This window comes from Chryseobacterium nepalense, assembly GCF_023195755.1.
Classification (GTDB): Bacteria; Bacteroidota; Bacteroidia; order Flavobacteriales; family Weeksellaceae; genus Chryseobacterium; species Chryseobacterium nepalense.
The window spans coordinates 1,915,814-1,937,687 of record NZ_CP096203.1 but is presented as its reverse complement, the minus strand read 5'-3'; the positions used below and the strand labels follow the sequence as shown (position 1 = coordinate 1,937,687).

Annotated in this window: 21 protein-coding genes and 1 tRNA gene; 11 read left to right on the top strand and 11 right to left on the bottom strand. The window is 37.5% G+C overall.

What is annotated here, in order from left to right:
* Window positions 1-136 precede the first annotated feature (136 nt).
* Together M0D58_RS08345 and ccoN are read right to left on the bottom strand one after the other, a co-directional pair.
* On the bottom strand, window positions 137-1,024 hold the full coding sequence (locus tag M0D58_RS08345; protein WP_248394903.1) for a cbb3-type cytochrome c oxidase N-terminal domain-containing protein: 888 nt from the start codon (window positions 1,022-1,024) through the stop codon (window positions 137-139).
* Window positions 1,025-1,036: 12 nt separating this feature from the next.
* Window positions 1,037-3,319, bottom strand: coding sequence for a cytochrome-c oxidase, cbb3-type subunit I (gene ccoN / locus M0D58_RS08340; protein ID WP_248394902.1), 2,283 nt, complete (start codon window positions 3,317-3,319; stop codon window positions 1,037-1,039).
* A 195-nt stretch (window positions 3,320-3,514) separates the two neighbouring features.
* On the opposite strand from ccoN, the gene M0D58_RS08335 reads away from it, so the two are divergent.
* The gene (locus M0D58_RS08335) at window positions 3,515-3,805 is read left to right on the top strand and encodes a helix-turn-helix domain-containing protein (RefSeq protein WP_248394901.1); all 291 of its coding nucleotides are present in this window, start codon (window positions 3,515-3,517) and stop codon (window positions 3,803-3,805) included.
* 24 nt (window positions 3,806-3,829) lie between these two features.
* Window positions 3,830-4,036: a hypothetical protein gene (locus tag M0D58_RS08330; RefSeq protein WP_248394900.1), complete on the top strand. Its 207-nt coding sequence runs from the start codon at window positions 3,830-3,832 to the stop codon at window positions 4,034-4,036.
* 102 nt (window positions 4,037-4,138) lie between these two features.
* Here the strand turns inward: M0D58_RS08330 and M0D58_RS08325 are convergent.
* Window positions 4,139-4,209, bottom strand: a tRNA-Gln gene (locus M0D58_RS08325).
* 99 nt (window positions 4,210-4,308) lie between these two features.
* On the opposite strand from M0D58_RS08325, the gene M0D58_RS08320 reads away from it, so the two are divergent.
* The 4 genes from M0D58_RS08320 to M0D58_RS08305 all read left to right on the top strand — a co-directional run bounded on the left by M0D58_RS08320 (window position 4,309) and on the right by M0D58_RS08305 (window position 7,489).
* Window positions 4,309-5,328: an AMP-binding protein gene (locus M0D58_RS08320; RefSeq protein ID WP_248394899.1), complete on the top strand. Its 1,020-nt coding sequence runs from the start codon at window positions 4,309-4,311 to the stop codon at window positions 5,326-5,328.
* Window positions 5,329-5,351: 23 nt separating this feature from the next.
* Window positions 5,352-5,744 (top strand): alternative ribosome rescue aminoacyl-tRNA hydrolase ArfB, encoded by a 393-nt coding sequence (arfB, locus tag M0D58_RS08315; RefSeq protein ID WP_248394898.1) that lies wholly within the window; start codon window positions 5,352-5,354, stop codon window positions 5,742-5,744.
* Between the two features lie 102 nt (window positions 5,745-5,846).
* Complete coding sequence (locus M0D58_RS08310; RefSeq protein WP_248394897.1) at window positions 5,847-6,488, top strand: hypothetical protein; 642 nt, start codon at window positions 5,847-5,849, stop codon at window positions 6,486-6,488.
* Between the two features lie 26 nt (window positions 6,489-6,514).
* Window positions 6,515-7,489, top strand: a complete 975-nt coding sequence (locus M0D58_RS08305; protein ID WP_169232222.1) for a deoxyhypusine synthase family protein — start codon at window positions 6,515-6,517, stop codon at window positions 7,487-7,489.
* 225 nt (window positions 7,490-7,714) lie between these two features.
* Here M0D58_RS08305 and M0D58_RS08300 read toward each other — a convergent pair whose 3' ends face one another.
* Window positions 7,715-7,861 carry a hypothetical protein gene (locus tag M0D58_RS08300; RefSeq protein ID WP_248394896.1) on the bottom strand — a complete coding sequence of 49 codons (147 nt, stop codon included), beginning with the start codon at window positions 7,859-7,861 and terminating at the stop codon, window positions 7,715-7,717.
* 250 nt (window positions 7,862-8,111) lie between these two features.
* Here M0D58_RS08300 and M0D58_RS08295 point away from each other — a divergent pair, with 250 nt between their 5' ends.
* Window positions 8,112-8,408, top strand: coding sequence for an MGMT family protein (locus M0D58_RS08295; protein WP_248394895.1), 297 nt, complete (start codon window positions 8,112-8,114; stop codon window positions 8,406-8,408).
* A 102-nt stretch (window positions 8,409-8,510) separates the two neighbouring features.
* On the opposite strand, the gene htpG is transcribed toward M0D58_RS08295, so the two are convergent.
* The 3 genes from htpG to M0D58_RS08280 all read right to left on the bottom strand — a co-directional run bounded on the left by htpG (window position 8,511) and on the right by M0D58_RS08280 (window position 13,000).
* A complete protein-coding gene (gene htpG, locus M0D58_RS08290) occupies window positions 8,511-10,403 on the bottom strand; it encodes a molecular chaperone HtpG (protein WP_248394894.1) in 1,893 nt (630 codons plus the stop codon).
* Between the two features lie 206 nt (window positions 10,404-10,609).
* Window positions 10,610-11,611, bottom strand: a complete 1,002-nt coding sequence (gene recA / locus M0D58_RS08285; RefSeq protein ID WP_248394893.1) for a recombinase RecA — start codon at window positions 11,609-11,611, stop codon at window positions 10,610-10,612.
* Window positions 11,612-11,803: 192 nt separating this feature from the next.
* Window positions 11,804-13,000, bottom strand: a complete 1,197-nt coding sequence (locus M0D58_RS08280) for an oxygenase MpaB family protein (RefSeq protein WP_248394892.1) — start codon at window positions 12,998-13,000, stop codon at window positions 11,804-11,806.
* Window positions 13,001-13,135: 135 nt separating this feature from the next.
* On the opposite strand from M0D58_RS08280, the gene M0D58_RS08275 reads away from it, so the two are divergent.
* Window positions 13,136-13,954, top strand: a complete 819-nt coding sequence (locus tag M0D58_RS08275) for a hypothetical protein (RefSeq protein WP_248394891.1) — start codon at window positions 13,136-13,138, stop codon at window positions 13,952-13,954.
* Window positions 13,955-14,063: 109 nt separating this feature from the next.
* Here M0D58_RS08275 and gap read toward each other — a convergent pair whose 3' ends face one another.
* The 4 genes from gap to M0D58_RS08255 all read right to left on the bottom strand — a co-directional run bounded on the left by gap (window position 14,064) and on the right by M0D58_RS08255 (window position 18,337).
* Complete coding sequence (gene gap, locus M0D58_RS08270; protein WP_248394890.1) at window positions 14,064-15,068, bottom strand: type I glyceraldehyde-3-phosphate dehydrogenase; 1,005 nt, start codon at window positions 15,066-15,068, stop codon at window positions 14,064-14,066.
* 29 nt (window positions 15,069-15,097) lie between these two features.
* Window positions 15,098-16,084 carry a 6-phosphofructokinase gene (gene pfkA, locus M0D58_RS08265; protein WP_248394889.1) on the bottom strand — a complete coding sequence of 329 codons (987 nt, stop codon included), beginning with the start codon at window positions 16,082-16,084 and terminating at the stop codon, window positions 15,098-15,100.
* Between the two features lie 161 nt (window positions 16,085-16,245).
* Entirely contained in the window at window positions 16,246-17,004 is a 759-nt protein-coding gene (locus M0D58_RS08260) for a TIGR03915 family putative DNA repair protein (protein ID WP_248394888.1), read from the bottom strand.
* Between the two features lie 73 nt (window positions 17,005-17,077).
* Window positions 17,078-18,337 carry a putative DNA modification/repair radical SAM protein gene (locus M0D58_RS08255; RefSeq protein WP_248394887.1) on the bottom strand — a complete coding sequence of 420 codons (1,260 nt, stop codon included), beginning with the start codon at window positions 18,335-18,337 and terminating at the stop codon, window positions 17,078-17,080.
* 146 nt (window positions 18,338-18,483) lie between these two features.
* Here M0D58_RS08255 and M0D58_RS08250 point away from each other — a divergent pair, with 146 nt between their 5' ends.
* From M0D58_RS08250 to M0D58_RS08240, 3 genes are all read left to right on the top strand, one after another.
* The gene (locus M0D58_RS08250; protein ID WP_248394886.1) at window positions 18,484-19,812 is read left to right on the top strand and encodes a hydroxymethylglutaryl-CoA reductase, degradative; all 1,329 of its coding nucleotides are present in this window, start codon (window positions 18,484-18,486) and stop codon (window positions 19,810-19,812) included.
* 151 nt (window positions 19,813-19,963) lie between these two features.
* The gene (locus tag M0D58_RS08245) at window positions 19,964-20,350 is read left to right on the top strand and encodes a DUF423 domain-containing protein (RefSeq protein WP_248394885.1); all 387 of its coding nucleotides are present in this window, start codon (window positions 19,964-19,966) and stop codon (window positions 20,348-20,350) included.
* A gap of 236 nt (window positions 20,351-20,586) precedes the next feature.
* Window positions 20,587-21,864, top strand: coding sequence for a chloride channel protein (locus tag M0D58_RS08240; protein ID WP_248394884.1), 1,278 nt, complete (start codon window positions 20,587-20,589; stop codon window positions 21,862-21,864).
* The last annotated feature ends 10 nt before the right edge of the window (window positions 21,865-21,874 follow it).

The following is a 21,874-nucleotide window of genomic DNA, read 5'->3' as shown; positions in this document are numbered from 1 at the left end:
TTGTGTTTATAAAAAGCCCCTTTTTTTCATTTTCTTTACTGAAAAGGTTTAGCAAAAATGAATTTATAAATGTTAGTTTAGTTATTCAAAAAGGGGCTTGGCATGGTTTAAGATAATATGTTGAGATTAAAAGTTTTTAATCATTTCCGTTTTCCCATTGTACTTCCTGGCCCTGAGGAGCTGCACCTCCCTGCGCTGGTGTGATGGAAGCGGTCTCCTGGTTGATGTGATAAATGTACGCTGCTATTTTTTCGGCATCTCTTCCGGTGATGGTTCCTTCTTTGATTAAAGGCCGCATCGTAGGATTATTCGGTGATCCATTTTCAAGCATCCAGAACACATTTTTAAACAGGCTTTTTTCTTTCACGTTGATCCAGTATTTATCAGTAAGGTTCGGACCGATACCTCCTTTTGCCCCTTCTCCGTGGCAGGTTGCACAGTTGGTTTTAAAGAGTTCCTGGCCTTCTGTTACATTATCTGCACTGTATTTTGCGGACTCAAGGTTAATTTGCGGAGCTGTTTTTTCATATTCAGCAATGGACGCAAGCATGGTTTTGGTTTCATGATTTAATTCTGCTTCGGGGTGCGCATATTCGGTGAACGAAAACGCTGTAAGATACACGGCACAGAAAATACATCCGAACCAGAAAAGCCCGATCCACCATTTTGGGAGCGCGTTGTCAAGTTCTGTAATCCCATCAAATCCATGATCGATAAGAATATCTTTCTCCTCTGTAGCAGACTGTTTTTTGAAGGCCGAATTCCATAGTTTCTGAAAATAAGGTGTGCTCTTTTCTTTGATATATAAAGCTTTTTCTTCATCCGAAAGTCTGCTGAAATTCTGATTTTCGATGAGGTCGCCGATAGAATTCATAATCAGCAGCAGGATAATGGCAATCAGCATCAGTCCCCAGAAAAAAGGAGAAGAAAAATATCCTGAATCATGAGCGAACATTTCGAATGCCATGATTGTCAAACCTATGGTTACAATAATGTATACTGAAATTGGAGTTCTTGTTTTCATTGCTAATCAATTTTAATTATCTGCACTTGCGGTTTGGATCTGAGTGGTCTTAATATCTGTTCCGAGTCTCTGCAGATAGGCAATCATTGCTACGATTTCTCTGTCTTCAAGCGGAACGAAAGATCCTCCTTTTGCTATTCTGTCTTTTTCCACCTGCTGTTTTACATCTGCGGCTTCAGAATAAATTCTTTTAACAATACCTTTTGCCTGGTTATCTGCCCACTGATTGGCGGAATCTATTTCAGCTTTTGTATAAGGAACATCGAAATAATTTTTCATCAGTTTCATTTTATCTACCATCTGTTTTTTATCCAATTTGTTGGTAATCAGCCATGGGAAACGCGGCATGATAGAACCTGCTGAAGTAATTCTTGGGTTGTACATATGTTTAAAGTGCCATGAATCAGGGTTTCTTCCGCCTTCTCTGTGAAGATCCGGTCCGGTTCGTTTTGATCCCCAAAGGAATGGTCTGTCGTATACAAACTCTCCCGCTTTGGAATATTGTCCGTTTTTACCTTCAAATCGTACGATTTCATCACGGAACGGTCTGATCATCTGGGAGTGGCAAGCGTTACACCCTTCTCGAATATATAAATCTCTTCCTTCCAGTTCCAGCGGAGAATAAGGTTTTACGGCAGTAATGGTTGGTACACTTTGTTTTAATGTTAATGTAGGAATGATTTCCACCAGGCCACCGATTGCAACGGTAATAAATGCCAGTATGGCCATAATTCTCGGGGTTCTTTCTATCCAAAGGTGTAGTCCTTCGCCTTCTTTTCTTGCGCTTCCTGTATTTGCTAAAGCTGGTGCTTCTGCAGGAACATTTTTCTGGAATGAACCGGCTTTGATCGTTTTGATTACGTTGACAACCATTAAGATGGCCCCTGAGATATAAAACAAACCTCCTAAAAACCTCATTTTATAATAAGGAATAATTGCCGTTACGGTATCCAGCCAGTTTTTCCATACCAAGGTTCCGTCCGGGTTGAACTGCTTCCACATTAATCCTTGAGTAAATCCGGAGATATACATTGGTACTGCATAGAAAATAATTCCTAAAGTTCCCAGCCAGAAGTGCAAGTTGGCCAATTTTTTAGACCAAAGCGGAGTTCTCCACATCACCGGAATCAGGTAATAGACAATTCCGAATGCCATGAAACCGTTCCATCCCAAAGCCCCGATATGTACGTGACCGATTACCCAGTCGGTGTAGTGTCCTATTTTATTTAAAGATTTTGTAGCTAATAATGGTCCCTCAAACGTTGCCATACCGTAGCAGGTTACTGCAACAACGAAGAATTTAAGAATAGGATTTTCTCTTACTTTATCCCAGGCTCCTCTCAAAGTTAGTAATCCGTTCAGCATACCTCCCCAGGATGGTGCAATAAGCATAATAGAGAAACCTGTTCCCACCGCTTGTGCCCAAGCCGGTAAAGCGGTATATTGAAGGTGGTGAGGGCCTGCCCAAAGATAAACGAAGATCAATGACCAGAAGTGAATAATTGATAATTTATACGAGAATACCGGTCTGTCTGCCGCTTTAGGTAAGAAATAATACATTAAACCTAAAACAGGTGTCGTTAGTACAAATGCAACCGCATTGTGACCATACCACCACTGTACCAAGGCATCTTTAGCACCTGCGTAAATAGAATATGATTTCCATGAAGTAAATGATAATGGTACTTCAAGATTATTGAAAATGTGCAGCATCGCTACGGCAATCCAGGTCCCCAGATAAAACCAGATGGCTACATAAAGGTGTCTTACCCTTCTTTTAGCGATGGTTCCGAACATATTAATTCCGAAAATCACCCATGAGATGGTAATTAAAATATCAATAGGCCATTCGTGTTCTGCATATTCTTTAGAAGTATTGATCCCCATCAGGAAAGTAATAACTACTGAAACAATCATGATCTGCCATGTCCAGAAATGCAGCCAGGACAGGGTGTCACTGTACATTCTTGTTTTCAGTAAACGCTGCATGCTGTAATATGCTCCACAGAAAAAAGAGTTACATACAAAAGCAAAAATAACAGCGCTTGTATGCAGCATTCTGATTCTTCCGAAGCCCAAAGCTCCCTGTGTATTTATTAACCCCTGAATATTTCCTGAAGCCAGACTTTTAATGGTGCTGTCATCTGTTCCAAATAAAAACTCCGGAAGCTCGGGGTAAAAAAGCATAAGTGCAGCGGTAAGACCAAGTAAAAAACCTACCAGACCGAATGCAATTGTAGCATAGAGAAATGCTCTGACAATATTATTGTCATAATTAAATTTTTGCGTCTCCATAATTCCTAAGGTGTTGTCCTGAAGTGATAATCCTTATCTTAAAACAAAAGTTTTACTGTAAATTTTTAACCTAAGTCTTAATAAATAAAAATATCATGTAGCGTAATAATGTTTTGCCAAAGGTATTTACTAACTTTGTCTAAGGCTAATAGATATCCTTCTAAAATATACCGAAAACTACTAAAACGGCATGGCATGAAAATATGTGGTCAAAACATAAGGAAAATCCGCAGGAGTAAGGATTTAACACAAGAATATATGGCTTTTGAGATGGGAATATCGCAGAAAGCGTATTCTGATATTGAAAATTCAAAAGTAAAAATCAATCTGGAAATTCTTACGAAAATATCCGACATTTTAGGCATAAAACCTTCCGAGATTTGCAGTATTTCCGATAAGTGCGGAACCAATGATTACGAAGAAAAATATAACGGACTTTTGGAATACATGAAGAAAAAGGGAATATCTATTCCGGAAGATCTTTGATAAACTATAACTAATTAATTTAAAATGAATTTAAGAAGAGCGGGAGTTGTTCTGTTAGGAGCTTTGGCAATATCAATTGTAATATTTTTTATTGATATCAATTTTTATAATGATTATGATTTTACCAAAGATAATGTAAACGAAATTCTATTTTGGTCGTTTGTAAGAGGATTGGTAATCTCTGTTGCTGTTAATATTGGAAATTATTACCGGTCGGTTCAGAAAAAATAATATTTGATTTTTGTAAATATACAAATCAGTTTAGTTCTTTAATTGAACCATTATAACGATAAAACAAAAACAGGAAAAATGATAAACATTTCTCCTGTTATGTAGACTCACAGGGATTCGAACCCCAGATGACTGAACCAAAATCAGTAGTGTTACCGCTACACCATGAGTCTTTCTCTGTTTGAGTGGTGCAAATTTACAGCTTTTTTCATTATTTGCAAGAACTTTTTCAAGTTTTTTTTAAATTTACACTTCCTTTATTTATGATCATTATGATGATAGACTTCAAAAATCTCAATCTGAGTCATTTACCCTCCGAAACCGAATTTGAAAAGAAAGTTAATGCTTTTTTAGAAGAATGGTTTTCTGATAAAAAAACGGTGTCGGTACAGACTTCCGGATCTACGGGGACTCCTAAGATTTTTGAAATTGAGAAAAGAAAAATGATGGCCTCCGCAGAAATGACCTGTAATTTTTTAGGATTAAAATTTGGAGATAAAGCTTTACTATGTCTACCGGTTGAATACATCTCCGGGAAAATGATGATTGTTCGGTCTGTTGTCAAAAATTTAATACTTAAGGTTACAGAACCTTCTGTAAAACCTTTGCAGAATATCAATGAAAAAATAGATTTCTGTGCCATGACACCGCTGCAGGTTGAAAATTCATTGGAGCATCTGTATTGGATAAAGAATGTAATTATTGGTGGAGCGGCTGTGTCGGAAGGTTTAAAAGATAAAATTTTCAAAACACTCGGATCAAAAAGTACTCAACGGGTTTTTGAAACTTACGGAATGTCAGAAACACTTTCCCATATCGCTCTGAAACAGATTTATCCGGTTTCAGAATCTTTTTTCACTGCTTTTGAAAATGTTAATATTTCCATGGATGAAAGAGGATGTTTAGGAATTTTTGCACCACATCTTACTACAGAAGTATTGCAGACTAACGATTTAGTCGAAATTAAAAATAATAACCAGTTCAGGTTTTTAGGAAGAATTGACAATGTAATTAATTCAGGAGGCGCTAAAATTTTTCCGGAACAGCTGGAAGTTTTAGTAAAGAAAGAAATCCCAAATGAAGCAGTTTTTATAGGAAGGAAAGATGAGAGTTTAGGACAAAAATTGATACTCATTATCGAAGGACAAAAATCTAAGGAAATTATTGATAAAATTTCAAAAATACCTTTTGAAAAAAGTTATCACAGGCCAAAAGAAATTATTTTTACAGAAAAAATTCCGAGAACACCAAATGGGAAGGTTAACAGGATAGAATTAAAAAACATACTGTAGCCGATTAACACATACGATAAATTATGAAAGATTTTTCAAAAGAACTTGTTTTTAAAACTTCCCGAAGCAGCGGGGCAGGAGGGCAGAACGTTAATAAGGTTGAAACTTCTGTAACGGTTCTCTGGAAAGTTTCCGATTCAGGATTTTTTAATGACGAACAGAAAGATCGCATTCATCATAAACTGAACAACAGAATCAATGCCGAAGGTTTTCTGTTTTTAACGGTATCCGAAACCAGAGCCCAGCTGATGAATAAAACCAGAGCCATCGAAAAGATTCTCGAGCTTGTAAACCAAGCGCTGATTATTCCAAAAAAGCGGCTCGCTACAAAACCTTCAAAATCACAAAAACAAAAACGGCTGGACACCAAAAAGAAACTGTCTGATAAAAAAGAGAACCGGAAATTCAGGTATTAACTCAACTGCTGTTATAGTTTGACTGCGAAGGGTGTTAAATTTTTCTTTTCTATGGGATAATTCACCTTAATACTATATTTTTGCGCCCAAAATAGTAAACTAATGATCAGAAAACTTTTTGCAGCCGCATTCATTTCTATATCGGTGCTTTCATCTGCACAGAAATTTTCAATTATTCCATCGGTAGGATATGCCTGGAGAACAGCTAAAACGGTTTCGGGACTTTCCAGAGAGGAAGAAGAATACGTAAAAGGATTAAAAAGCGGAATGAATTTCGATATTTCTGCATACTATCAGGTAAATCCTATTATATCTGTCGGGTTAAAATATTCCAACTTCAGCGCTTCGAGTGACGGATATATTTTAGGATATGTGAATAATATGCCTGTCTCGCTTCCCGTAACGACAAAAGATCAGATCAATTTTTTCGGTCCTGCTGTTATGATTTCCAATTTTATTGAGCAGACCAGGCATAAAATGTTCGTTGATGTAGGTTTGGGTGTAATTTCGTACAGCACTAAAACGGCAAATGTGAAAGGAACAGGATCTAATTTAGGAGCCGAACTTAATTTTGCTTATCAATACCAGATCACAAAAAATATTCTGATTGGGCCAAAACTCGGACTTACTGCCGGAACGCTTAATAAAATGAAAATTAACGGTGTTACCTATGATTTTGGCGAAGACCAAAAAGAAGGTTTACACAGAGTTTCTTTGAGTGCAGCTGCTACATTCCGTTTTTAAGTTTTATCTTTGCAAAAAATAATTAAATGAGCAAACCGATTACTGAATTCATAGAAAAGTATTATCTGCACTTTAATGCAGCGGCATTGGTGGATGCTTCAAAAGGATATGTGGCGCATCTTAAGGATGGCGGGAAAATGATGATTACACTGGCAGGAGCAATGTCTACGGCAGAATTAGGAAAAATTCTTGCAGAAATGATCCGTCAGGACAAGGTAGATTTTATCTCTTGTACAGGAGCCAATCTTGAAGAAGATCTGATGAATCTTGTAGCGCACTCTCACTATGAAAGAGTTCCTCATTACAGAGACCTTACGCCGCAGGAAGAATGGGGTCTGTTGGAAAGAGGGCTGAATAGGGTAACAGATACCTGTATTCCTGAAGAGGAAGCTTTCAGAAGACTGCAGAAACACATTTATGAAATCTGGAAAGATGCCGACAACAAAGGAGAAAGATATTTTCCTCACGAATATATGTACAAAATGATCCTTTCAGGAGTTCTGGAGCAGTATTACGAAATTCCTAGAGAAAACTCATGGATGATCGCTGCAGCAGAGAAAAACCTGCCGATTGTTGTTCCGGGATGGGAAGATTCTACCATGGGAAATATTTTCGCATCCTACTGCATTAAAGGAGAACTTAAATTTTCTACCATGAAATCAGGGATTGAGTATATGGCATATCTTGCAGACTGGTATACAAAGAACTCTTCAGGAAAAGGAGTAGGTTTCTTCCAGATCGGTGGAGGTATTGCGGGGGATTTCCCAATTTGTGTTGTACCGATGCTGTACCAGGATATGGAAATGCATGATATTCCGTTCTGGTCATATTTCTGTCAGATCTCAGATTCTACCACTTCTTACGGTTCTTATTCAGGAGCGGTTCCGAATGAGAAAATTACTTGGGGTAAGCTTGATATTACCACACCGAAATTTATCGTTGAAAGTGATGCTACCATCTGTGCACCTTTAATGTTCTCTTACATTTTAGAAAATTCATAAGCTGGAACTCGAAGTTCAAGCTTAAACTTATACAAACGTTCCAATTTTTGGGACGTTTTTTTATTTAAAAATCTTAATCTGCAAATCAGTAAGAGGCATTCAAATAATGGCGTGCCCTTCCCCAGACCAATCCAAAGGCTCAGGTTGGGCTTCTCCGGGCTCCACTTCGTTCCGGTCTCAGGAGACTGCTCGCTTCGCTCGCACCCTTCATATCCCTCACGCAAATCAGTCCAGGGAATTTACCAGTACAAAATACCGGTAGGCGAGAATGCCCTTTTGAATCTTGGTCAGCTTATTGGGGTCTTTATTGCTCAATTTTGGGAGAATGGCTTTATTAACTTTGTTCAGCCAACGGAAAAATGTTTTTTTCATAGCAGATATTTTTATGTTGATATTCAAAAATTATGCAATGTTGATATAGATAAAGCAAATAAAAATTGCCGGCATTTCTGCAGGCAATCTTAACACTTCATCACACTATGTACGGGTTTCCGTATATTTTTTAAATTCACTTTGATTATGTACTAAATTTACAAATTACAAACAAATTGAATCTTGATCTATGGTAAGTAATTACCTGAAGTTGTACAATTTTCTTATTTTTGATTGATGATCCTTTATTATGAATGAAGTTTTTAAACAACAGGTCTGGGAAATTTCAAAACTAGTTCCCAAAGGAAGAGTAACAAGTTACGGAGCTATAGCGAAAGCTGTAGGTTTTCCCAATCATTCACGGCATGTGGGCAAAGCCATGGGAGGATGTCCACCGGATGTTCCTGCCCATCGTGTGATTTCAAGTTCAGGAACTTTGTCAGTTCCTGAATTTCAGCAAAGACTCGAAGCGGAAGGAATTGTTGTCGAAAATTTCAGGATTAAAGATTTTAAAAAATTATTCTGGGACCCGATGAAGGAATTGTAAGATAGAAATTTCGTTAAAAAGTTTCGGCGGAGCCAAAGGCTCCGCCGAAACTTTGTATTTCGGGCGACGAAGTCGCCCCGGAAACCAGTATAAATCATTGTATTATTTCTCCAGCTGCTTATAGCTTCTTTGAATAAAATCTGTCAGTTCTTTTCCTTTTAATAAATTCTGAGAAAGTTTGGCCAGATCCAAAGCATGCTGAATCAGTCCGCTTTTTTCTTCTGTATTTTCTGCTTTCAGAATTTGATCCGCGAATTCACTATTGGAGTTCACTACCAGATTGTACATTTCCGGGAAGCCGCCCATGCCGAACATACCGCCGCCGCCCGTTGCCTGCATATCCTTCATCCTTCTCATGAATTCCGGCTGTGTTATCGTAAATGGCGCATCTGTGCTGTCCAAATCTTCAAGCTGAACAGTGAATTTTTTATCATTGATCGATTCTTCAACATATTTCTTTAATGATTCTTTTTCAGTTTCATTCAATTTAGAAATAACAGGCTCATCTTTTTTGATTAAATTATTAATATGATCTGCGTCAACCCTCGCAAATGAAATCTTCTCTTTTGACGTTTCAAGCTTCTGGATCACATGCGGAATGATCGGAGAGTCTAAAAGAAGGACTTCATATCCTTTATCTTTTGCTGCCTGAATATAGCTGTGCTGTTCATCTGCATTAGAAGCGTAAAGAACGATGAGATTACCGTCTTTATCGGTTTGATTAGGCTTGATTTTTTCTTCTAATTCACTCCAAAGGAAATATTTTCCGTCCGTTGTAGGGTAGAGCGTAAATTTATCAGACTTTTCTGCAAATTTTTCTTCTGTTACAATTCCATACTCGATAACAACTTTGATGTCATTCCATTTCTTTTCATAATCTTCACGGTTTTCATTGATGAGAGAAGACATTTTGTCGGCTACTTTCTTGGTGATGTATGAAGAAATTTTCTTTACCGCACCGTCTGCCTGCAGGTATGAACGAGAAACATTCAACGGAATATCCGGAGAATCAATTACTCCACGAAGAAGCATTAAGAAATCCGGAACAATTCCTTTTACCTCATCCGTTACAAAAACCTGGTTCTGGTACAGCTGGATTTTATCTTTTTCAATATTTAAATTGTTATTTAATTTAGGGAAGAATAAAATTCCGGTCAGGTTGAACGGATAATCGACATTTAAGTGGATATTAAACAATGGTTCTTCAAACTGCATCGGATACAATTCATGATAGAATTTCATGTAATCCTCATTAGTCAGTTCACTTGGAGCGATTGTCCATGCCGGAGTCGGATTGTTGATGATATTGTCAACTTCTTCTGTCTCTGCAACAGCATCTTCAGGAGCATTTTCCGGTAAAGGCAATGTGTGTGTTTTTGTTCCGAATTTAATAGGAACAGGCATGAATTTGTTATATTTTAATAATAATTCACGAATCTTACCTTCTTCTAAAAACTCTGTTGAGTCTTCAGCAATATGAAGAATGATTTCTGTACCTCTTTCAGTTTTGTCAGCTGTTTCTTCTAAAGTGAATTCCGGACTGCCGTCGCAGATCCATCGAACTGCAGGTTCATCTTTGTAGGATTTCGTTATAATTTCAACTTTTTCGGCAACCATAAACGCAGAATAGAATCCAAGCCCGAAATGCCCGATAATTCCGGCATCTTTTGCAGTGTCCTTGTATTTTTCTAAAAATTCCTCAGCTCCGGAAAAGGCTACCTGGTTGATGTATTTTTCAACTTCTTCGGCTGTCATCCCGATTCCCTGATCGATAATGTGAAGAGTTTTGTTTTCTTTATCGATCTTTACTTCAATTTTCGGATTTCCGTATTCAACTTTTGCTTCTCCGATGCTTGTCAGGTGTTTTAGTTTTAAGGTGGCATCTGTTGCATTGGAAATTAACTCTCTTAAGAAGATTTCGTGGTCACTGTAAAGAAATTTTTTAATTAAGGGAAAAATATTTTCCACCGATACATTAATATTTCCTTTAGTCATAATATTTAGTTTTAATTTTTTGTATTCTTTCTCAAAAAAAATACCGTTCGACAGAAAGTGACATTTTGGCATTAAAGTAAAGTGAAATGAGATGTTAGAAGTAAGAAGTTAAAGGCATAATTTGATTTTGCGATTATAATTTTTTTGATAACAATAAAAAAGACAGCCTTTTCGGACTGTCTTCGATATTTTAAAAACTAAAAAACTTATTTGTTTTTCAATTCTTCCTTGATTTTATTTTCAAGTTCTTCAGCAAGTTCAGGATTGTCTTTCAACACATCTTTTACTGCATCACGGCCTTGTCCGAGTTTTGTATCTTCATAGCTGAACCATGATCCGCTTTTCTTAACAATTCCCTGTTCTACAGCCTGATCAAGAATTTCCCCTGTTTTAGAAACTCCTTCACCGTACATAATGTCGAATTCTGCCTGTTTGAAAGGTGGTGCTACTTTGTTTTTCACAATTTTCACTTTTACACGGCTTCCGATAGCTTCGTCACCTTGTTTGATTGGCGCACTTGCTTTTCTGATATCCACTCTTACAGAAGCATAAAATTTCAAAGCGTTACCTCCGGTTGTCGTTTCAGGATTCCCAAACATCACCCCGATTTTTTCTCTCAGCTGGTTGATGAAAATTACCGTACATTTTGTTCTGGAAATCGTCGCTGTTAATTTTCTCAAAGCCTGAGACATTAATCTTGCGTGAAGACCCATTTTAGAATCTCCCATTTCTCCTTCAATTTCAGCCTTTGGGGTAAGAGCTGCTACAGAGTCAATAACCACAATGTCAATTGCTCCGGAACGGATCAGATTATCAGCAATTTCCAAAGCCTGCTCACCGTTGTCCGGCTGTGAAATGATCAGGTTTTCAAGATCGATACCCAGTTTTCCGGCATATCCTCTGTCAAAAGCATGCTCTGCATCAATAAATGCGGCAATTCCTCCTGCTTTCTGAGCTTCTGCAATCGCATGAAGAGTTAATGTTGTTTTACCGGAAGATTCAGGACCATAGATCTCAATGATTCTTCCCCTCGGGTAGCCACCCACTCCTAAAGCGATGTCTAATCCCAAAGATCCGGAAGGAATTACTTCAATGGTACTGTCCACAGAGCTGTCGCCCAATGTCATTACCGTTCCTTTTCCGTATGTTTTATCTAGCTTGTCAAGCACCAGTGCCAGTGCTTTTTTCTTGTCGTCTATATTACTCATCTGTTGTTTAAATAATTTATCAAAAATACAAAAAATTACAGTCAAAAACTAATATTGCATACCATTAAAACCAGTTTTTATAGTTAAAAAAATGATAAATTTTTAACACAGTAATTCATTTTTCAATTTCCGGATAAAGTTGTTTTTTTTTAATCTTTTCATGTATGAATCATCAAGACTATCAGGTGTTTACTAATGGAAAACTGAATTGTCGGTAATCCTGAGATAATCTTTCAATACTTTCATCTGGTCTTTATTTCCTTTTCGGATTCGTAGTTCCCGGCTTATTATTCTATTGTAAATTTTGTTGATCATTTTTTTGGCAAACGGAAATGCTTTTCTGCCGCTTACTTCCGGAATCTGGAGTCTTTTGCATACCTCGTCGTCCAATAAAAACCAGGTGCAGCAAATATGTAAATAACGTAGATTCTTTCTTTGAAATTCGTACTTTAAGATAGGATTTTCAAGCGATTCATTTAATAAAGAATGAGCAAGCAGAACCGAATCTTTATCCGCAGGAGGCTGAATAGATGTCCACATATAGAAAAATTCAGTAGCCTGTTTTTTATTGTCCGGTAATAGTTTTTCAGGGATTCCCAGAAGGTATCCTACATATTTCCAAAGATGAAAAAGGCCTTGTTCTTCCTGTGCAGAATAAGCATTGCCCAGCTTATGAAGACTATGAAGAAAAACCAGGCTGAATCCAATATACGTGGCCATCATATCCCAGGAGTTGATGGGTTCTCCCCAATTTTCCGTGTCCCAATCTTTATAATGTTTTCTGATGGAAAGTCTTGCGTAAGAGTGAATCATTCTTGTTTTAATCGCAAACTCATAGCCTTTATGATGGGGTTTCAGTGCGTCGTACCGGGTAACATTTACCCAGAAATCCAATGTTTCGGAAAGTCTTTTAACGGCACCTTTCTTTAAAGCTTCGGTTATGATAAGCGGTTTGTTAAGGTAAGCAAAATCATATCCTCCCATCAAGCAATAATCCCGAAGGGAAATCAGGGAATCCAGGTTAGCTCTCATGCAGAGTTCGGCACCGCTTTTTAATAAACCATAATCCAGCCATTCCGGAATAGTTTGCGTTTGCAAAAACATTTGTTTAATGCTTTGTGGAGTGTTTTCGTCTTCCGAAATGCCGTTTCGAATATACTGCTCCATTTCCTTTGAGGCTTCGCGAAAGTTTTTAGTGAAATAAATATCTTTTACAACTTGATCTCCTGTTTCGTCCACGTGATAAAAATAAGATGAGAATTCTTCGAAATCTTTAAAACTTACTTCTGCACCGGAAAAGTCAATCAGCTGCTTTCCGTTGCCTTTTGTCCAGAAGTCTTTAAAATGTGGATGATCTTTGAACCTGGGCTGTAAAATAGTGTTTTTCATTATGAATAAAAGTACAAGTTTTGCGCCGAAAAAAGAAGCTGAAATTTGTCAGCTGCACTGGATTAAAAATACTACAAAAGGGTAATTTCTTGATGTTGATGGATTTTGAAAATTTGTATAACAAATTAATTTATTATGAAAACAAAAATTTTATTGATGTTGCTGATGTTTTTCGTTGGTATGGCCTTCGGGCAGGAAAATTATATTAAGAAAGATGGTAATTATTACTTTAATTATATCTCTTTGGAAGATCTTAGAAGTTTCAAGAGTAAATCTGAAACTGCAAAATCAAAGAATATTGATTTGGTAAGAGAGCTTGTTAATGGCAATAAGTATAGAATTATAGTGAATAATGTAAAAGACGATAAGGTGTATTTTAGGTTCTGGAAATTCATTGATTTTGAAAAGAATAAGATTGTAAATGATGCAGAAAGTAAAAAAGACAATTCTAAGGTAATTTACGTAATGTCTTTACAGGATTTTAAAGATAATACTAAAATTTTGTATAATAGAATAGACTGGAGAGTCGGCGTTTATACAATACCATTTAAACTTCGTTTAAGCAGCTTTAACTTCGACGCTAACGTAAATCTTGGTGCAAATTTAGGCGCAAAGATCAGATGGAATAGGGAAGTTGAGAGTGGTTTGTCTTTTGAGCCTATTCTCGGCTTTGGTTTGGCTAGTATAAAACTTGATGAATCAAATAGTAAAGCTGCTGGAAGCAATAATACAAATGTGAGTGCTTTTACCATTAATACAGGTCTTTTGGTCCATGTCACTAAATCTATCAATGTAGGATTTACGTTTGGGTTCGATTATTTAAGCAAAAATGATCAAAATAATTATGACTGGAAATACAATGGAAAAGGCTGGCTTGGAATTGGTATTAATGTGGCTTTTAGTAACCAGAATGATAATACCAGAAATGAAGGTAGTAATAATGGAGGGAAATAGTGTACTAACTAATGATTTATCTGGGACCTTGATAACTAAACAGTCCGAAAATATAAAAACCTTCCCGGCGGGAAGGTTTTTATATTCATTGCTGATGATTTACCAGTAATTACAAAGAAGCAGCATGCACCAGCATATCTACCAACTTGTTTGAGTAACCCATTTCGTTGTCATACCAAGAAACAAGTTTTACAAAGTTTGGAGAAAGCATGATACCGGCATCTTTATCGAAGATTGAAGTTCTCTTATCTCCTACGAAATCTTGAGAAACAACAGCATCTTCAGTGTATCCTAAAATACCTTTCAATTCACCTTCAGAAGCAGCTTTGATTGCAGCACAGATCTCATCGTAAGAAGTCGCTTTTTCTAATCTTACCGTTAAATCCACAACAGAAACATCAACAGTTGGTACTCTGAAAGACATCCCTGTTAATTTTCCGTTTAATGATGGAATTACTTTTCCTACCGCTTTTGCAGCACCAGTAGAAGAAGGAATAATGTTATTTAAAGCAGCTCTACCACCTCTCCAGTCTTTCATGGAAGGACCGTCAACTGTTTTTTGAGTTGCCGTTGTAGCGTGTACGGTAGTCATCAAACCTTCTACGATTCCAAAGTTATCGTGGATTACTTTAGCCAAAGGTGCTAAACAGTTTGTTGTACAAGAAGCGTTTGATAAAATTTTGATATCGTCAGTAAGTTCAGTATGGTTTACACCCATTACGAACATTGGCGTATCATCTTTAGAAGGAGCAGAAAGGATTACTTTTTTAGCTCCTGCGTTGATGTGCTTTGCAGCATTTTCTTTATCTAAGAATAAACCTGTAGATTCAACGATATAATCGGCACCGATTTCGTTCCATTTTAGGTTGTTCGGGTCTCTCTCGGCAGTTACTCTGATTCTTTTTCCGTTTACCACAAGGTCATTTCCCTCAACGGAAACTTCACCCGGGAAAATACCGTGTACAGAATCGTATTTTAACATGTAAGCCATGTATTCTGCGTTGATCAGGTCGTTGATTCCTACCACTTCAATGTTATCTCTTTCTGTCATTGCTCTGAAAACAAGACGTCCGATTCTACCAAACCCGTTGATACCTACTTTAATTGTTGACATAATAGTTTGTTTTAAATTATATTAAAATATTAGATTGCTAAAATTTTCGAAATCAAAAGAAGGTCTTTATTGATTTCATTGTGTTTTTTAATGGCTTCTTCAATCGGTGTGTATACCAAATCATTAGAACGCATTCCGGCCATTACGTTGGTTTTTCCTTCCATTAATCCCGTTACCGCGCCGTAGCCCAGTCTGCTTGCCAAAACCCTGTCTGCACAGCTTGGAGAACCTCCTCTCTGCATGTGTCCCAGAATAGCCACGCGAATATCGTAATCCGGAAAATCCTTCTTTGTTTTTTCTGCCAGTTCGTAAACATTTGCCAGTTTTTCACCTTCTGCTACTACCACAATACTAGAAGCTTTTCCCGTTTTTTCGGCATTTCTGAAATTGGTGAACAGTTCATCAATACTGTCTTTTCTTTCAGGGATTAAAATATCCAGAGCTCCTGTTGCCAGTCCGCTGTTTAGCGCAATAAATCCGGCATCACGGCCCATTACTTCCACAAAGAAAACTCTGTTATGGGAAGTTGCCGTATCACGGATTTTGTCAATAGCATCCATAGCTGTATTTAAGGCGGTATCATAGCCAATCGTATTATCGGTTCCGAAAATATCATTGTCAATAGTGCCCGGAATACCAATTACCCTGATCCCGAATTCTTCATTAAAGATTTTGGCCCCTGTAAAAGTTCCGTCTCCGCCGATACATACCAATCCGTCAATGCCAAGTCTCACACAGTGGTCATACGCTTTCTGGCGGCCTTCTTTGGTTTTAAACTCCATGGATCTGGCAGATTTTAGAATGGTTCCGCCCTGGTTGATTATATTTTTTACGGAACGGGGACCCATCTTGAGAAAATCTCCGTTTATAAGGCCGTTGTAGCCTTCTCTTACTCCGTAGCATTCGATATCATAATAATTTGCGGTTCGCACTACCGCCCTCAATGCTGCATTCATACCCGGAGCATCACCTCCTGAGGTAAGAACTGCAATTTTTTTTACAGCACTCTCTTTCATCTAGTAAAAAGTTTCGAACACAAATTTACAAAAACAAGTTCAGATAATAACAGTAACTTGAGAAGAGTTTTGAATATAAATTATTTAAATCGTCTAAAACGTGAATGTTTGAAAATACCTGCAAAAGTGTTAAGATGAAGCATTTCTGCAGAAAATGTGATTTACCATTTTTCCGTTAAATATTTCCAGTACCGTTTAGGAACATGCTGAAGATGCAATTTTAAATTTTTTCTTTCAACAATATTGGTTTTTATAAAATACCGCTGCCACAATGTCTGGTAATTTTTTTCCTGATCATGAAATTTCTGTTCATATTTATTGAGGTCAATTTTTTCATCGGGATAAAAAAAGTCGCAGGTTTCCAGATCATAGAGGAGTCCGTAGTTTCTGCGTAAATCGTAGATCATCCATTTCTGATCCTGGTAACGGTCTTTAAAATGTTTCCTGATCAGCGGAAGTACATTGAAATCGGGGTCTATTTTAGCAAAAAACACATCATCCTGCATTTTTTCAAATCGTACAAAAGCAGTCATTCTGTGTCGTTCCCGACTTACGGATTTACAAATTTTAGATATTTTTAAGATGGCTTCATCAGCATAATTCTGAAGAATATTTTCATCCGGATGTTTGATAGACTGTCTTACGGCCGATAAAATAAGCTGTTCTGCTTCCGGATCTTCGGAAAGATATACTTTAAGTAATTCGTGAATACCCTGTTTGCCAATATTTTTTTCAAGTTTATTTAAAACTCTTTCAGATTTATCATTTTGTGTAATTACTTCGTGAATTTCAGCAAAAATATTTTCCTGATGAAACCTTTCCCTGCTGATAATTTCCACATCCTTATAGCGGTACTCAAAAATCTCAAATACTGCGGTAAAAAGTCCGTCGAAACTGCCATCGTAGAGTAGGGTAGTCATTTGTGAGAGAGTTTTAGTCTTTTTAAAGTTTAGGATTTTTTGAGTTAATTGTGAATATTCATGCAATTTGTCTTTAAAAAAGAGTAAGTTGCTGCGAAAACTGATTATGAAACTTCGAAGAACTTCCGCCAATTAATAATTTTCTAAAATTTTTATCTGTTAAATATTTTAGATAAGCATTTCCGGCATTAAAATCTATAAAATACCGGGCGCGGTTAACCGCTGCACCCAGTTTGCTGAGATGATCCATCGTAAGAACCTGGAAACGTCTTGCACTGACAATTTTTTTTGCTGTTTTTACACCAATCCCCGGAATTCTTAAAATCATCTGGTAATCGGCAGTCTGGAGATTTACCGGAAACTGATCAAGGTGTCTAAGCGCCCAGCTCATTTTCGGATCCATTTCAAGATCGAGGAAAGGCATATTCGGATCAAGGATCTCTTCTGCTTTGAAGCCATAGAACCGCATCAGCCAATCCGATTGATAAAGCCTGTTTTCACGGAGCATAGGAACTTCTGTCGTTAAAGAAGGGAGCCGTTTATCTTCCAAAACCGGAACATATCCCGAATAATACACTCTTTTCAGATTAAAATTTTTATAGAAATGATCCGCTACTTTAATAATCTGAAGATCGTTTTCATTGGTTGCCCCCACGATCATTTGGGTAGACTGTCCCGCAGGAGCAAATTTCGGAACTTTTCTGAAAATCTTCTTTTCATCTTTATACTGGGCAATTCCGTTTTGGATATATTTCATTGGATTCAGCATATCCTGACGGTTTTTTTCAGGAGCGAGAAGTTTTAGTCCGCTTTCCGTGGGGATTTCAAGATTAATGGATAATCGGTCTGCATACAATGCGGCTTCCTGCATCAGCTCATCACTTGCGCCGGGAATAGATTTTAAATGAATATAACCATTGAAATTTTCTTCAAGACGAAGCTTTTTAGCTACTCTCACCAGACGTTCCATCGTGGTGTCTGCATTTTTGAAAATCCCTGAGCTAAGAAACAACCCTTCGATATAATTTCTTCTGTAAAAATTAATGGTAAGATCTACTACTTCTTCTACCGTAAAAGCTGCTCTTTTGATATCATTCGAACTTCTGGAAACACAATAGGCACAATCATAAATACAATGATTGGTAAGCAGAATTTTTAAAAGTGAAACACAACGACCGTCTTCGGTATAAGTATGGCATATCCCACTTACGGAACTGTCTCCTAAAGCACCCTTTTTATTTTTTCTCGTACCTCCGCTTGAGGAGCAGGATACATCGTATTTCGCTGCGTCAGCAAGGATTTCAAGCTTTTCTTTCAGGCGGTCAAAATTCATATTGTTAATTGATTATCTTAAAGTTGAATAAGATGAATGGTTCAAATTTAGCTCCAAAATTGATAAATATCAATCTTTTTCGATTGAAGTTATCAACAACGGAAAGTTACAAAATCACTATATTTACATTTCTTTAAAGATATACTATGAATCATCAACCGGTTGAAGGTTTTTCCAAACTTTCCAAACAGCGAAAAATCGATTGGCTTATCTCAGAATACCTTAGTGACGATCGCAGTTACGAACAGATTTTACAGCAATACTGGAACAATAATGCCGAAATTCAGAAACTCCATGAAGAATTTTCTGAAAATACCATTTCCAACTTTTATATGCCGTACGGAATAGCCCCGAATTTTCTGATTGACGGAAAATTGCTGGCTTTGCCTATGGCTGTTGAAGAAAGTTCTGTGGTAGCGGCAGCATCCAAAGCAGCAAAATTCTGGATTGATAAAGGTGGCTTTAAAACAACCATTATCAACACAGAAAAACTTGGCCATACGCACTTTATATTTAACGTAGAATCCCATAAATTATTACATTTTTTCAACTTTAGGCTAAAGAAAAAACTTTTTGAAACTACGGAAGATATTACCGCAAACATGCGGAAACGTGGCGGCGGAATTTTAGATATCAAATTAATTGATAAAACCTCCGAAATGCCAAATTATTACCAGTTAAAGGCCAGCTTTGATACGGTAGACTCCATGGGCGCGAATTTTATCAATTCCTGCCTGGAGCAATTCGGGAAGACCTTGAAGCAGGAGGTTGCAGAAAATGAAGATTTTACCCGGGAAGAAAAAGATTCATTACAGATTGTGATGAATATTCTTTCCAATTTTACACCCGACTGTATCGTAAGAGCTGAGGTGTCATGCAGGATTGATGAACTGAAAGATGACAGCGGAATTTCCAATGAAGAATTTGCATGGAAGTTCAAACAGGCAGTTACGATTGCTGAAATTGAACCTTTCCGCGCTACCACCCACAATAAAGGAATCATGAATGGGGTAGATGCAGTAGTTATTGCGACAGGAAATGACTTTAGAGCAACGGAAGCCTGTGCACACGCTTATGCTGCGAGAAACGGGAAATATTCTTCTTTAACGCATTGTACAACAGATAACGGAATCTTCCGGTTCTGGATTGATCTTCCTATTTCAGTGGGGGTTGTAGGCGGCCTTACGAATCTTCATCCTTTGGTAAAATTTTCTTTGGCTTTGTTAGGAAAACCTTCTGCGCAGGAATTAATGAGTATTTTGGCGGTATCCGGACTGGCACAGAATTTTGGGGCATTACGCTCTCTGATCACCACGGGAATTCAGAAAGGACATATGAAAATGCACTTGCTGAATATTCTTAATCAAATGGGAGCTACAGAACAAGAAAAGCAGTATTTTGTTACCTATTTCAAAGATAAAACGGTAAGCCATCACGAGGTGATCTCTGAATTTAACAGGTTGAGAGCGCAATAATGTTTGGAATTATTGTCTCTGCATTGATGCTTGCTTTCGGAATATTTCTGAAAGTAACCAAAAATCCAGGTTTTGCCCAAAATAAAAAATTTGCCTGGATTTTTATAGGAATCGGACTCGTGTCATTAATATTCAAAATTTTAAATTATAAATGAAAACAATAACATTAATTTTTGGAGCGGTATACGGTATGCTATCCGTAATTTTAGGAGCCTTTGGAGCACACGCTTTAAAGAAAATCCTTTCTGTGGAAAGACTGGAAAGTTTTGAAACAGGGGTACGCTATCAAATGTACGCTGCCTTTTTCCTGTTAATTGCCGGTTACATTTTAAAATTTGAAACGAAAACCGAAAACTGGATTTCATGGCTGATGATTTTCGGCACTATGCTTTTCTCATTTAGTATTTACGGTTTGAGCATGCAGGATTATTTCGGGATGAATCTTAAATTTCTTGGACCCATCACCCCGCTTGGAGGTCTTTTGATGATCCTCAGCTGGACACTTCTTATTTTTTATTTTGCTAAAAACAGAATATAATCATTAAATTATTAAGGTTTTCGACAGGCTCATATGCGGATAATTTGAATTATGGCGCGAGCGAAGCGAGCGTCGAAACGTGTAGTATTAGCAGTGTCATGCTGAGCTTGTCGAAGCATCTCAATACGATCTTAAGAAACGATGCTTTTTGTTTTTGAAGATTCATTCAATGAAAGTTTTCAAATAGTCATTCTTATAACAACAAATGATGATCGTAATTTTAAAAATAAATTAAAATGAAAATCAACAGAAGACGGCGTATTATAAGAACATTCAACCTTTTGGATCAGCCGATCCGGTTTAACCCGTTTGTGTTCAGCCGTACTTTTTTCATGTGGGCCATTACAGGATTGGTCGGCGGTGTAATTGCCGGGTTGTATTGGATTGTCCTTGAACATTTCACGGAATTCTTAGCTGAATTTCAAGGATGGATGGTAATTCCTACGATGGCAATAAGTGGTCTGCTGGCTGGTCTGGTTATTCATTTCATCGGTGATCCGGGTGAGATTCATCTTATTGTTAATAACATCCGTTTCAATAAAGGAAAACTTGATCCTAAAAACAATCCTTCCATGATCTTATCTTCCCTGTTTTGTGTGGCATCGGGAGGGAGTTTAGGACCTGAAGCCCCGTTGGTACAGGTTACTGGTTCTACAGGAACATGGCTCGGAAAAATTTTCAGACTGAAAGGGGAAGAGCTGCGTTCTCTCAGTATTGCAGGAATGGCCTCCGGTTTTACGGCACTTTTCGGGGCTCCGCTTGGCGGAAGTCTTTTCTCCCTTGAAATCCTTCATCATAAGCATGCTGTCGAATATTACAAAGCAATTATTCCGGCTTTGGTAGCAAGCTGTTTCAGTTATCTTATGTTTGCACTGATTATCCACTTGGGAATAGGAGCCACCTGGAACCTGAAAGCCTATCATTATACAGGAGTTTATGATTTTGCCTATGCAACGGCTTTCGGGATTATCGGAACTGTTTTCGGATGGATTTTTATTTTTGTGGTGAAATTTTTCAAACGCATTTTTGAATACAGGAAATTTCCAATCTACATTAAAACCCTGGTTGGCGGAGTTATTCTCGGAATCATCGCTTTTTATTTTCCCATTACAAGATATTTCGGGCATAATGAAATTAATCAGCTGATCAATGGTGATTTTGCGCTAAATTTTTTAATTGTTGTTTTGGTTTTTAAAATTTTAGCTATTGCTATTACGGTAACTTCCGGATGGAGAGGTGGCTTTATTATTCCGCTTTTTTTTGTGGGGACTACTTTAGGGTTAATCATCCACCAGCTGTTTCCATCTGTTGATACTACGCTTGCCATTGTGAGCTGCATGGCTGCCATTAACGCTTGTGTTACCAGAACGCCGATGAGTACAACGATTATTCTGGGAACATTAACCGGTTTTACCTATTTCGTTCCAATACTTTTTGCAAGTCTCACCGGGTATTTCCTGGCTCCGAAAATTCCGTTTATTGGCTCCCAGTCGGAAAAATTATCCGAGGAATAAGATTTTCCCT